Raw genomic sequence first — 12,693 nt, 5'->3', positions numbered from 1 at the left:
AGCGGCGCACCGCGCGGGTGAAGCTGGAGCTGGAGCTGTAGCCCATGCGCGCGGCGATGTCCTGGATCGGCATCGTGGAGGCGGTGAGCCCCGCCACCGCCGCCCGCGCGCGCTCGGCCTCGATCAGCCGCGACAGGCTGGTGCTCTCCTGGGCGAGGCGGCGTTGCAGGGTGCGGGTGCTCATGTAGCAGAGGTCCGCCAGCGCCGCGACGGATGGCTCCCGCCCCAGCATCAGCAGCATGGGCAGAACCGCCAGGATCGATCCCGTCAGGGTGCCGTCGCCCCGGATCACCGCGCTGCCCTCGGGCACGGGGCCGAGGTGGATGCGCGGGCCGGGATAGGGCCGGTCCAGCACCGCGTCGGGTAGCCTCACGACCGTCGCCCCGGTGGCGGTGGGCACGACCCGGTTGCCGAACTGCGCGGCCAGCGGCGCCAGCCCCGCCGTGGGATGGGGGGTGAGCTCGATCCGCTCCACGGCGGACAGGGCCGGTCCGGCGAGGCCCGTCGCATCGATGATGAGGGCGGCGCAATATTGCTGGACGTTGGCGAGATCCTCGGTGTCGACGGGCACCCGGAAGGCATGGCGGATGGTGGCGCCGCCGGCGTGGCCCACGATGCTGAACACCTCGTGCGAGCCGTGGTGCGAATAGGCGCGCGTGATCTTCTCGAAGGCCTCCCGCGGCGTCCGTGACGAGCGGATCAGCAGGCCGAGGAAGCCGAGACGGTCCACGCCGGCATGGGCGACGACGCGGCTCGGCAGATCGGGGCCTTCCGCCCGGCAGGCGGCCCGGACGAAGGCAATGCCGGCGCGGAGCGGCATCGGCTCGTCCTCCCGGGAGACCACGGTCGGATCTAACCCAACGTCAATCAGAAGTTGCTCCACCGGCCGCCCCATGTCGCGGAGCAGAATGACGAACGGCGCGAGCGCTGCGGCCCGCACGAGAGGGAGCGTCGTCGTCATGGTCGCCGTGTGTCTCGCCATGCGCGGGTCATGGCCGGATCTTGCCGCAAATGGTGAAGCCGTCATGGCGCGCAAAGTCAACAGCCACCCGGTGCCAGCCGCGATTTCGTCACGGCCCCGCGATGTCGCGGCGCGCTGCGGGAGCGGAGCGAGGCGGTGTGTGCCGGTCCGGGTCAATCCACCCGGGCTGCGGCGCAGCTTGCCTGCTCACCGCCGTTGGCCGCAGTGCGCAAGCTCGCCAGCAGCGGGCTGGTCGCTGCAGGACCGAGCCCAGCTGCGCCACGGGATCTCGCCGCGGATGCGTCGGCTTCTCGGCGGGGCCGTCGCTGCCGCCCTGCTGCATTCCGCGGGGGCGGTCGGCCCCCAAAGCCGGTTCCGGCACCCGTGCCCGTCGTCCAGGCCCGTCGGGCGCGGCGGCGGACGGTTTTGCCGCGGGCGCCCACGCCGCCGAAGCGGCCACAGCGCCGCCCTGCGGCTCTTATCCCTATCCGCACCGCGGCGGAGCCGGGCGCGGGCTCCTGGCCGGCGGCCTGCCGCCCGTCACACCCAGAACGACGGGAGCGTTTCCTCCAGCCCGGCGCCGAGGCGCACGGCGGCGACCTTCACGGCAAGGCCGGTGCGGTCGTCGGTCTCCACCGCGACGCCGGAGAGCGTGCCGGGACCCGTCGCCGGCTCGAACCGGCCGGAGGCGAGCTTGCGGGTGAAGCGCCGCAGCGGCTCCTCCTTGTCCATGCCGATCACGCCGTCATAGGCGCCGCACATGCCGGCATCGGTCATGTAGGCGGTGCCGCCGGGCAGGATGCGGTGGTCGGCGGTGGGCACATGGGTGTGGGTGCCAACCACCAGCGTGGCGCGGCCGTCGCAGTAATGGCCGATGGCCTGCTTCTCGCTGGTGGTCTCGGCATGCACGTCCACCACCACCGCGTCCACCATCTCGCCCAGCGCGGCGCCCTCCAGCGCGCGGTCCAGTGCGGCGAAGGGGTCGTCCAGCGGGTCCATGAAGATGCGGCCCATCACGTTCAGCACCAGCACCCGGGCGCCGTTCTTCGCCTCCACCAGCGCCGCGCCGCGGCCGGGCGTGCCGGGAGGATAGTTCATGGGCCGCACCAGCGCCGGGGCCCGCTCGATGAAGACGAGGGCGTCGCGCTGGTCGAAGGCGTGGTTGCCGAGCGTCACCGCGTCGGCGCCGGCTTCCATGAGCTCGGTGTAGATCGCCTCGGTGATGCCGAAGCCGCCGGCGGCATTCTCGCCGTTCACCACCACCAGATCGAGCGACCAGCGCGCCACCAGCTCGGGCAGGCGGGAGATGACGATTTCCCGTCCGGGGCGGCCGACGACATCACCGAGGAAAAGCATACGCATGGGCGGATTCCATGGGGCCGGACGCGGCCGGGATCAGGGGAGGGGGCGCGTGGCCCAGGCTTCAGCCTCCGTTACCATCATGTCGACCGCTTCGTCATGGGGCTCCGCGGGAACGTGATCGACCTGCTGGCAGGCGAAGGCAAAGCCGAGGGCGCGCACCGGACCCCGCGCGCGCAGCAGGGCGAGGGTGCGGTCATAGAAGCCGGCGCCATAGCCGATGCGGAAGCCGCGCGCGTCGAATGCCGCCAGCGGAACGAACAGGATGTCCGGCGCCACCTCCGGAGCCTCGGGCCCGGGCTCGGGGATGCGGTAGGCGCCCGCAGGCGTGAGGGGTGCCCCCAGCTCCCATTCGCGGAACAGCAGCGGACGGTCGCGACCGAGGATGACCGGCAGGGCGAGGCGCGCCTCCGCGGCGCGCAGCAGGTTGGCCAGGGGAGCGGTGTCGATCTCGTCGCGGAAGGGGGCGAACAGGGCGATGGTGCGGCCGGTGACAGGTCCGTCGGCCAGCAGCGCGGCGCGCGCCATCCCCGCCGCGCGGGCGGCAGCCTCGGCGCGGGCATCGGCGCCCATGGCCGCCCGGCGCTCCAGCGCCAGCGCGCGCAGGCGCTTCTTTTCCGCCGCGATGTCCATGGAGGGGCCGGTGGGGACGGGACGAAAGACGTGCGGAGCCACAAAAGCCGTCGGAGGTCGATCCCGGGAAACCTACAACGTAGGTGGGCGCCATGTGTCCGAGCCCGGAGGCAAGGTCAGGGACAGCTCCCTTAAGGATCGATAAGGCCCCGGGGAAATGTCTCCTAACGAGCCCCGCAGCCCCGCTCGACCAATGTAGGGAGGAACCGCCCCCGGCGCCAGCCCCCGGCCTGTGGATGGCGGCCGCCAATTGCAGCCGCGCGCCTCAGCCCATGCCGATGGTGCCGCGCTCCTTGGGGCCGAGCTGCGCCACCAGCTGCTCGATGCGCTCGGCCACGGAATCGATGGTGCGCGCCACCTCCTCCTCGCTGGCCTCGATGCGCGCGATGGCGGAGGCGCGGGCGTCCCGCTGGCTCTCGATGTCGCTTTCCAGCGCCCGGATGCGGGAGCGTGCCTCGGCCAGCTCGTCGGCGATGGTGATGGCGGTCATCACCACGAGGCGCTGGTCGCCGATCTCGCCGAAAGCGCCGCGCAGCTGGGAGATGCGGCTGTCGATGTCGTGGGCGAGGCGGATGAGGTGCTCTTCCTGCCCCTCGTCGCACGCCATCCTGTACTGCCGGCCGGCGATGGTGACGGAGACGTGGGGCATGGCTGTCAGCCGCCGTGGGTCGCGAGCACGTCGCGGATGGTGCTCATGGCCACGTCGAGGCGGCGGATGATCTCGCGGCCCACCTCCTCCACCTCGGCGGCGTCGGACCTGGCGAGGTCGAGCTCGGCCGCGAGCCGGGCGCGGTCGTTGCCCATGGCGTGGAGCTGGGCCATCAGCGCCTCCTGGTGGCGATCGGCCTCGCGGCGGCGGTCCAGCGCGTCGGTGAGGGAATCGAGCGCCGCATGCAGGCGCTTGGTGGCCGCCTCGATGGGGGCGTCCTGCAGCGGGGGGCGTTGCTTCAGCGCATACATTGGCAAACTCTAGCCGAGTCGGGCGGCGCGGCGCCAGCCATCCCGGGATTGTCAACACAATCGCAGGCGGCAGGGAAGATCGCTCGCCCGTTATGCTGCATGTGCGAATGACGCAGCGCAGCACTTTTGCTGCACCCGCGACGATGCAGCGCGGGGCGCTTTACCCGCAGCGACTTGACGTTCGTGGAGCGGGCAGGTTTGACAGCCCTGCGAGCCTTGGTACAAGGCGGCCCGCCATAGGCCGCGTGACCCAGGGGTTCTGCACCCTGCGGGGTCTGCCACTGCACGAGGGTGTCTCTTGCGGGCGGCGCGTGCCGGAATCCGGCGCGGGAGAAACAGAATTCATGCTGAGCCGCACGCCCCACGATCGCCTCGCCAACGCCATCCGCTTCCTCGCGGTGGACGCGGTGGAAGCCGCGAACAGCGGCCATCCTGGCCTTCCGATGGGGGCGGCGGACATCGCCACCGTGCTGTTCACCCAGGTGCTGAAGTATGACCCCGCGAACCCGGCCTGGCCGGACCGCGACCGGTTCGTGCTCTCCGCCGGCCACGGCTCCATGCTGCTCTATGCGGTGCTGCATCTTGCCGGCTTCCGCAGCGTGAGCATCGACGACATCAAGTCGTTCCGCAAGCTCGGCTCGCGCACGCCGGGACACCCCGAGAATTTCGTCACCGAAGGCATCGAGACCACCACCGGCCCGCTCGGGCAGGGCATCGCCACCGCCGTGGGCATGGCCATGGCCGAGCGTGCGCTCGCCGCCCGCTTCGGCAAGGACGTGGTGGACCATCACACCTACGTGCTCGCCTCCGACGGCGACCTCATGGAAGGCATCAGCCAGGAGGCGGCGGACCTCGCCGGCCACCTCAAGCTGAACAAGCTGATCGTGATGTGGGATGACAACGGCATCTCCATCGACGGCGCCACCTCCATCTCCGGCTCCACCGACCAGCTCGCCCGGTTCGCGGCGTCCGGCTGGGCCACCACCCGCATCGACGGGCACGATCCCGAGGCGATCCTCGCCGCGCTGAAGGCCGCCAAGGCCTCCGACCGGCCGACCCTGATCGCCTGCCGCACCACCATCGGCTTCGGCTCGCCCAAGAAGGCCGGCTCGGAGAAGGTGCACGGCTCGCCGCTCGGCGCCGAGGAGATCGCCGCCACCCGCGCCGCGCTCGGCTGGGAGGCCGCGCCGTTCGAGATCCCGGCCGATGTGCTGGAGAGCTGGCGCGCCGCCGGTGCCGCCGGCACCGAGGCCCGCACGGCATGGGAGAAGCGGCTCGCGGCCCTGCCCGAGGCCGATCGCGCCGAGTTCACGCGCCGCATGGCCGGCACCCTGCCGGAGGCGCTGGAAGGCGCCATCGTCGCCGCCAAGGCCAAGGCGGTCGCCGATGGCGGCGCCGTCGCCACCCGCAAGTCGTCCGAGCTGGTGCTCGACGTCGTCACCCAGGCGGTGCCGGAGATGGTGGGCGGCTCGGCCGACCTCACCGGCTCCAACAACACCAAGGCGAAGGGCGCCAAGGCGATCACGCCGGACGACTTCTCCGGCTCGTTCGTCCATTGGGGCGTGCGCGAGCACGGCATGGCCGCGGCCATGAACGGCATCGCCCTGCACAGGGGCCTCATCCCCTTCTCCGGCGGCTTCCTGGTGTTCTCCGATTACTGCCGCCCCTCCATCCGCCTCGCGGCGCTGATGGGCGAGCGGGTGATCCACGTGCTCACCCATGATTCCATCGGCCTCGGCGAGGACGGCCCGACCCACCAGCCGGTGGAGCATCTGGCCGCCCTGCGCGCCATTCCGGGCCTCTTGGTTCTGCGCCCCGCCGACACGGTGGAGACCGCCGAGTGCTGGCAGATCGCCCTTGAGGCGAAGGACCGTCCCTCGGCGCTGATCCTGTCGCGGCAGAACCTGCCGCTGCTGCGCACCGACGCCACCGCCGAGAACCGCTCGGCCGGCGGCGCCTACGAGATCGTCGCGGCTTCCGGCAAGGCGCAGGCGAGCCTGTTCGCCACCGGCTCGGAAGTCTCGCTCGCGGTTGCGGCCGCCAAGCTTCTGGAGGCGCAGGGTGTGCCCACCCGCGTCGTCTCCATACCCTCGTTCGAGCTGTTCCTCGAAAGGCCCGCCGCAGAGCGGGCGCAGGTGATCGGGGATGCCCCGGCGAAGGTGGCCGTCGAGGCCGCCATCCGCATGGGGTGGGACGGCATCGTCGGCTCGGATGCCGCCTTTGTGGGAATGACCTCGTTCGGCGCCAGCGCGCCAGGAAAGGATCTCTTCGCCCATTTCGGAATCACGCCGGAAGCAGTCGTGGGCAAGGCCCTCGAACAGCTCCGGCAGGCCTGATCACAGGCGCACGGCGGGCGCGAGGAAGCCGGGCCGCGGAGTTCGCCGCGGCCGCGGAATGCAGATTCGGAGAGGCCGGGCTTCAAGCCGGCTCATGGAGGACCCATTATGAGCGTCAAGGTGGCCATCAACGGTTTCGGTCGCATCGGGCGTAACGTGCTGCGCGCCATCATCGAATCGGGCCGGACCGACATCGAGGTGGTGGCGATCAACGATCTCGGCCCGGTGGAGACCAACGCCCACCTGTTCCGCTTCGACAGCGTGCACGGCCGCTTCCCCGGTGAGGTGAAGGTGGCCGGTGACACCATCGACGTGGGCCGCGGCCCCATCAAGGTGACCGCCGTGCGCAACCCGGCCGAGCTGCCCCACAAGGAGCTCGGCGTGGACATCGCGCTCGAGTGCACGGGCATCTTCACGTCCAAGGACAAGGCCTCGGCGCATCTCGCCGCCGGCGCCAAGCGCGTGCTGGTCTCGGCCCCCGCCGACGGCGCCGACCTGACCGTGGTGTACGGCGTCAACCACGCCAAGCTCACCGCCGAGCACCTGGTGGTGTCCAACGCCTCGTGCACCACCAACTGCCTCGCCCCAGTGGCCAAGGTCCTCAACGATGCGGTCGGCATCGAAAAGGGCTTCATGACCACCATCCACGCCTACACCGGCGACCAGCCCACGCTGGACACCATGCACAAGGACCTGTACCGCGCCCGCGCCGCGGCCATGTCCATGATCCCGACCTCCACCGGCGCCGCCAAGGCGGTGGGCCTCGTGCTCCCCGAGCTGAACGGCAAGCTGGACGGCACGTCCATCCGCGTGCCGACCCCGAACGTCTCGGTGGTGGACTTCAAGTTCATCGCCAAGCGCGCCACCTCGAAGGACGAGATCAACGCGGCCATCCTCGCCGCCGCGGCCGGTCCGCTGAAGGGCATCCTCGGCACCACCGACCAGCCGAACGTCTCCATCGACTTCAACCACGACCCGCACTCCTCCACCTTCCATCTCGACCAGACGAAGGTGCTCGAGGGCACGCTCGTGCGCGTGCTGTCGTGGTACGATAACGAGTGGGGCTTCTCGAACCGCATGGCCGACACTGCTGTCGCCATGGGCAAGCTGGGCTGACCGGGCAAAGGGGGCGCCATCATGATCGCCTTCCGCACCCTCGATGAGGCCGATCTCGCGGACAAGCGCGTGCTTGTCCGCGTGGACCTCAACGTTCCCATGGAAGGCGGGCGCGTCACCGACGCCACCCGCCTCAAGGCCATCCTGCCCACCATCCGGGACATCACCGGAAAGGGCGGCAAGGTGGTCCTGCTCGCCCACTTCGGCCGGCCCAAGGGCCGGGACGAGAGCCAGTCCCTGGCGCCCGTCGCCAAGGCGCTGGAGGGCCAGCTCGGCCAGACGGTCGCGTTCGCCGACGATTGTGTCGGCGAGGCCGCGGCCGGCGCCATCTCCGGCCTCAACGCCGGCGGGGTGATCGTGCTGGAGAACACCCGCTTCCATGCGGGCGAGGAAAAGAACGCGCCGGACTTCATCGAGGCCCTCGCGTCCCTCGGCGACGTCTACGTGAACGACGCCTTCTCCACCGCCCACCGCGCCCACGCCTCCACCGAGGGTCTCGCCCGCAAGCTGCCGGCCTATGCCGGCCGCTCCATGGAAAGCGAGATCTCGGCCCTCACCAAGGCCCTCGAGGCGCCGGCCCGTCCGGTGCTCGCGGTGGTGGGCGGCTCCAAGGTGTCCACCAAGCTCGAGCTCCTCGGGAACCTCGTGCGCAAGGTGGACATTCTGGTCATCGGCGGCGGCATGGCCAACACCTTCCTCGCCGCTCTCGGCAAGAAGGTGGGCAAGTCGCTGTGCGAGCACGAGATGCTCGGCACCGCCCGCGAGATCCTGGAGAAGGCCAAGGCGGCCGGCTGCGAGATCGTGCTGCCGGTGGATGCGGTGGTGGCCAAGGAGTTCAAGGCCAACGCGGCGCACCGCGTGGTCAGCGTGGACGACGTGGCCGACGACGAGATGATCCTCGACGCCGGACCGGAGACGGTGGCCGTGGTGGAGCAGAAGCTCGACGCGGCGAAGACGGTGGTGTGGAACGGGCCGTTCGGCGCGTTCGAGCTCACCCCGTTCGACGCCGCCACGGTGGCGGTCGCCCGGCTGGTGGGCAAGCTCACCCGCAAGGGCGCGCTGCTCTCGGTGGCCGGCGGCGGCGACACGGTGGCCGCGCTGAACCATGCCGGCGCGGCGGAGGAGTTCTCCTACGTCTCGACGGCGGGCGGCGCCTTCCTCGAATGGCTGGAAGGCAAGGTCCTGCCGGGCGTCGAGGCGCTGCGCCGCTGACGGCCGAGCCCCGGGCGAAAGCGCGTCCGGCGGCGTGATTTGCTGCGTCGCGGCAGCTTCTTTTGCTGCGGCGCACTGTGTAAGATGATCAACGGACCCGCGCCGATCCGCCTTCCGGCCGATCGCGGCGCGGGTCTCATCCCGACGGGGCCGCAGCGCCTCGCAACCAGCCCGCCGAGGGGCGGCACAACGGCAGGTGAAGGCACATGACGGCTGAGCTCGACACGATCGCGCAGAAGATGGTGGCCGACGGCAAGGGCATCCTGGCGGCAGACGAGAGCAGCGGCACCATCAAGAAGCGCTTCGATGCCATCGGCGTCGAATCCACCGAGGAGAACCGCCGCGACTACCGCGAGCTGATGTTCCGCTCGGAAGGCATGGCCAAGTACATCTCCGGCGTCATCCTCTATGACGAGACGATCCGCCAGAAGGCGAAGGACGGCACCCCGCTCGTCACCCTCATCGAGAAGTCCGGCGCGATTCCCGGCATCAAGGTGGACGCCGGCGCCAAGCCGCAGCCGTTCTGCCCGGGCGAGACCATCACCGAGGGCCTCGACGGCCTCGGCGGCCGCCTCAAGGAGTATTATGATCTGGGTGCCCGCTTCGCCAAGTGGCGCGCCGTGATCGACATCGACACCGCCGCCGGCATCCCCTCCTACACCTCGCTGCGCGCCAACGCCCATGCGCTGGCCCGCTACGCGGCCCTGTGCCAGGAGGCGAAGATCGTCCCGATCGTGGAGCCGGAAGTGCTCATGGACGGCAGCCACGACATCGACACCTGCTACCGCGTCACCGAGTGGGCGCTGAAGACGGTGTTCGAGGAGCTGTACTACCAGCGCATCCGCCTCGAGGGCATGGTGCTGAAGCCCAACATGATCGTTCCCGGCAAGAAGAGCCCGAAGCAGGCGTCCGTCGCCGAGGTGGCCGAGAAGACCGTGCGGGTGCTGAAGTCCTGCGTGCCGTCCGCGGTGCCGGGCATCGCCTTCCTCTCGGGCGGCCAGTCGGACGAGCAGGCCACCGCCCACCTCGACGCCATGGTGAAGCTCGGCGGCCTGCCGTGGAAGCTCACCTATTCCTACGGCCGCGCGCTGCAGGCCGCGCCGCAGAAGGCGTGGTCGGGCAAGGCCGAGAACGTGGCCAAGGCCCAGGCCGCCTTCACCCACCGCGCCCACATGAACTCGCTGGCCGCCCTCGGCCAGTGGACCGCGGACGAGGAAAAGAAGGCCGCCTGAGCGCGTCTTTCACCATTCTGGGAAAAGGGCCGGCACACGCCGGCCCTTTTTCGTATGGTGCCTTCCCCGGCGTCCGCGCCGGCCCGCCCCTAATTTGCCGATTTCTTGGCTGACCGATCTGCCCATGGCCCAACACATGCCGCCTCCCGGCGCCCGCCTCATGCTCGTGTTCACGCTCACGCCCGATCTGTCGGCGGAACGGGCCCTTGCCGCCGCGCGTGCCGGCGATGTCGCCGCCATGGTGCTGCGCGTGCCGGAGAACGGCGGCGCGGCGACCGCGCACCTGCGCGAGGTCGCCGATGCCGTGCAGCGGGCCGGCGTGGCGGTGGTGGTGGAGGGGCCGGACGCGCTGGCGGAGGCCGCCGGGCTCGATGGCGTCCACGTGGCCGATCCCGCCCGGCTGGCGGCGACCCTCAAGGCGCTGAAGCCGAAGTCCATCGTCGGCGCGGGCGGTCTCGGCACCCGGCACGATGCCATGGTGGCCGGCGAGAGCGGCGCCGATTATGTGTTCTTTGGCGGGCTCTCTCCCGCAGCCGGCGATTTCCCGCGCGCGCTCGATCTGGTGCGCTGGTGGGCCGAACTTTTCGAGGTGCCGAGCGTCGGGCTCGCCGCCAGCCTTGACGAGGTGGAGGCGCTGGCCGCCGCGGGCGCCGACTTCGTGGCCCTGGCCGAGTCCCTCCACGGCGGCGCGGCTGATGTGGTGGCCGCGGCCCAGGCGCGCGTGGACGCGGCCGGCGGCGCCTCATGAGCATGCGGCGCGTGACCGGCCAGCGTCCTGTGACCATCGTGCGTTCCGCGCTGGAGGCGCCGCGCTGCGCGCGGCCGCGCGCGCTGCTGATTCTGGCGCTGGCGCTGGTGGTCGGCGGCCCCGCGCTCGCCCAGACGGCGCCGGCCCAGTCGCCCGCGCCCGCCGCCAATCCGGATGCCGGCAAGCCCGCGCCCGCGCCCAAGCCCGCGCCCAAGCCGGCCGCCAAGCCGGATGCGAAACCCGCTGCCAAGCCGGCCGCGAAGCCGCCGCAGAAGGGCAAGGAGCCCGCGCCCACGGCCCGCGAGGCGCCGCCGCTGCTCGGCCCGCAGATCACCTATCCGAGCCTCGACACCCCCGGCGGCAGTGGCGATCTCGCCTATGGCGCCTACCAGCGGGGCTATTATCTGAGCGCCTTCAACGAGGCGCTGAAGCGCGCGCGCGCCGGCGCCGACCCTGCCGCCATGACCCTCCTCGGCGAGCTTTATTCCTCCGGCTATGGCGTGCCGCTGGATTCGAACAAGGCGGTGGAATGGTACCGCAAGGCGGCCGATGCCGGCTCGTCCGCGGCGCTGTTCGCCCTCGGCAACCTGACCCTGTCCGGACAGGGCGTGAAGGCGGACGAGCCGGCCGCCGCCAAGCTGTTCCGGCAGGCGGCGGAGAAGGGCAGCGGCGCGGCGGCCTACAATCTCGGCCTGCTCTACCTGCAGGGCCGCAAGATCCCCAAGGAGCCGTCCGAGGCGGCCCGCTGGTTCGAGCTCGCAGCCGCCAAGGATATCGAGGACGCGCAGTACGCGCTGGCGGTGCTGCTGAAGGAAGGCAACGGGGTGGAGCGTGACGTGCCCGCCGCGGCGCGCCTGATGGCAAGCGCCGCCAAGCTGGGACACATCACCGCGCAGGTGGAATTTGCCATCATGCAGTTCAACGGTGTCGGGGTGCCGAAGGACGAGGCTGCCGCCGCCGCCATGTTCCGCAAGGCCGCGCTGGGGGGCAACGCCATCGCCCAGAATCGCTATGCGCGGCTGCTCTCGGTTGGCCGCGGCGTGGGGCAGGACAAGGTGCAGGCGGCATCCTGGCATCTGCTCGCCAAGCGGCACGGCCTCGGCGATCCCATGCTCGACGACATGGTGGCCCAGCTCACCCCCGCGGATCGCAAGAAGGCCGAAGCGCAGGCCGCGCGCTGGGATGCCGGCCGCTCCTGAGCCGCGCTCCTGAGCCGTTCGCCGCGCCGCGCCGGCTGTTGCCGTTCTGCAACGCCTTATCCCGCCGCGCGTCTGCCCCTCGGGCAGCACGTGCTCGCCATGATGACGCCATGAGCCGGCATCAGTGAAGGAGCCGTCGACGGAACGGCATGGCCGCGCCGTCGTCCCCACCGGAACAGCCGCAAGCGCTCCTGCATCCATGTGCGGGCAAGCCGGCGCATGCGGCTGGTGGGCGGGCATAACGTCTTGGAAACCATGGCGCACGGGAAGGCCCCCGCGCCGGCGGTTTCGGGGCGCTCAGGCGGCCGAGGGGCCGCGCGCGGAACGTTCGCTTAACCGGACGGCTGATAGATCGAAGCCTCCGGTCCAGCGTTGAGAAGGGAGATACCGGAATGCGTTTCCTCAGGCTAGCTCGCGGCTTCCGGTTCGCGGCTCTGTTCGGCTTCGCGCTGGCCCTTGCCGCGTGCGCCAACAATCAAAACCAGAATGCCGGCGTCGGCGGCGCGGGCGGCCCGCCCGGCTCGCCGCAGGAATTCGTCGTCGCGGTGGGCGATCGCGTGTTCTTCGAGAGCGATCAGACCGATCTCACCCCCCAGGCGCGCGCCACGCTCGATCGCCAGGCCCAGTGGCTGCAGCAGTGGAACCGCTACACCTTCACCATCGAAGGTCACGCGGACGAGCGCGGCACCCGCGAGTACAACATCGCCCTCGGTGCCAAGCGCGCCCAGAGCGTGCGCGACTATCTCGCCTCGCGCGGCATCGACTCCTCCCGCATGCGGACCATCTCCTACGGCAAGGAGCGTCCGGTCGCGGTCTGCAACGACATCTCCTGCTGGTCGCAGAACCGGCGCGCGGTCACGGTGCTGAACGCCGGCGGCGCCTGATCGCCCACCGGTGCCATCGAAAAGGGCCGGCGCCGCTCGCGGCCGCCGGCCCT

Annotated in this window: 11 protein-coding genes, 1 other RNA gene and 1 pseudogene; 7 read left to right on the top strand and 6 right to left on the bottom strand. The window is 71.0% G+C overall.

Features of this window, described 5'->3' with window-relative positions; genetic code table 11:
* Positions 1-28 precede the first annotated feature (28 nt).
* The 6 genes and pseudogenes from V5F49_RS03110 to V5F49_RS03085 form a co-directional block, all read right to left on the bottom strand.
* Positions 29-895: pseudogene (locus V5F49_RS03110) on the bottom strand (AraC family transcriptional regulator ligand-binding domain-containing protein); the annotation flags it as partial.
* Positions 896-1,501: 606 nt separating this feature from the next.
* Positions 1,502-2,323, bottom strand: coding sequence for a TIGR00282 family metallophosphoesterase (locus tag V5F49_RS03105; RefSeq protein WP_394114635.1), 822 nt, complete (start codon positions 2,321-2,323; stop codon positions 1,502-1,504).
* Between the two features lie 33 nt (positions 2,324-2,356).
* Positions 2,357-2,995, bottom strand: a complete 639-nt coding sequence (locus V5F49_RS03100; protein WP_509210738.1) for a 5-formyltetrahydrofolate cyclo-ligase — start codon at positions 2,993-2,995, stop codon at positions 2,357-2,359.
* A non-coding RNA gene (ssrS, locus tag V5F49_RS03095) (6S RNA) lies at positions 2,985-3,139 on the bottom strand. The genes V5F49_RS03100 and ssrS overlap by 11 nt, the downstream gene beginning before the upstream one ends.
* A 79-nt stretch (positions 3,140-3,218) precedes the next feature.
* Entirely contained in the window at positions 3,219-3,602 is a 384-nt protein-coding gene (locus V5F49_RS03090; RefSeq protein ID WP_394114637.1) for a cell division protein ZapA, read from the bottom strand.
* A gap of 5 nt (positions 3,603-3,607) precedes the next feature.
* Positions 3,608-3,913 (bottom strand): DUF4164 domain-containing protein, encoded by a 306-nt coding sequence (locus V5F49_RS03085; protein ID WP_394114638.1) that lies wholly within the window; start codon positions 3,911-3,913, stop codon positions 3,608-3,610.
* Between the two features lie 344 nt (positions 3,914-4,257).
* Between V5F49_RS03085 and tkt the strand changes: the two genes are divergently transcribed.
* The 7 genes from tkt (at position 4,258) to pal (ending at position 12,640) form a co-directional block, all read left to right on the top strand.
* Entirely contained in the window at positions 4,258-6,249 is a 1,992-nt protein-coding gene (gene tkt / locus V5F49_RS03080; RefSeq protein WP_394114639.1) for a transketolase, read from the top strand.
* 108 nt (positions 6,250-6,357) lie between these two features.
* Positions 6,358-7,365 (top strand): type I glyceraldehyde-3-phosphate dehydrogenase, encoded by a 1,008-nt coding sequence (gap, locus tag V5F49_RS03075; protein WP_394114640.1) that lies wholly within the window; start codon positions 6,358-6,360, stop codon positions 7,363-7,365.
* 21 nt (positions 7,366-7,386) lie between these two features.
* Complete coding sequence (locus V5F49_RS03070) at positions 7,387-8,577, top strand: phosphoglycerate kinase (RefSeq protein ID WP_394114641.1); 1,191 nt, start codon at positions 7,387-7,389, stop codon at positions 8,575-8,577.
* A 206-nt stretch (positions 8,578-8,783) separates the two neighbouring features.
* Positions 8,784-9,809, top strand: coding sequence for a class I fructose-bisphosphate aldolase (locus tag V5F49_RS03065; RefSeq protein WP_394114642.1), 1,026 nt, complete (start codon positions 8,784-8,786; stop codon positions 9,807-9,809).
* A gap of 124 nt (positions 9,810-9,933) precedes the next feature.
* Positions 9,934-10,557, top strand: a complete 624-nt coding sequence (locus V5F49_RS03060; protein ID WP_394114643.1) for a thiamine phosphate synthase — start codon at positions 9,934-9,936, stop codon at positions 10,555-10,557.
* A complete protein-coding gene (locus tag V5F49_RS03055; protein WP_394114644.1) occupies positions 10,554-11,756 on the top strand; it encodes a tetratricopeptide repeat protein in 1,203 nt (400 codons plus the stop codon). Before V5F49_RS03060 ends, V5F49_RS03055 begins: the two co-directional genes overlap by 4 nt.
* 392 nt (positions 11,757-12,148) lie before the next feature.
* Positions 12,149-12,640, top strand: a complete 492-nt coding sequence (pal, locus tag V5F49_RS03050; protein WP_394114645.1) for a peptidoglycan-associated lipoprotein Pal — start codon at positions 12,149-12,151, stop codon at positions 12,638-12,640.
* Positions 12,641-12,693 lie beyond the last annotated feature (53 nt).

Origin of the sequence: Xanthobacter lutulentifluminis, assembly GCF_043194675.2 — a bacterium.
Lineage (GTDB): Bacteria > Pseudomonadota > Alphaproteobacteria > Rhizobiales > Xanthobacteraceae > Xanthobacter.
Note: the sequence above shows the minus strand (reverse complement) of the source record. Positions and strands in the feature narration are given on the sequence as shown.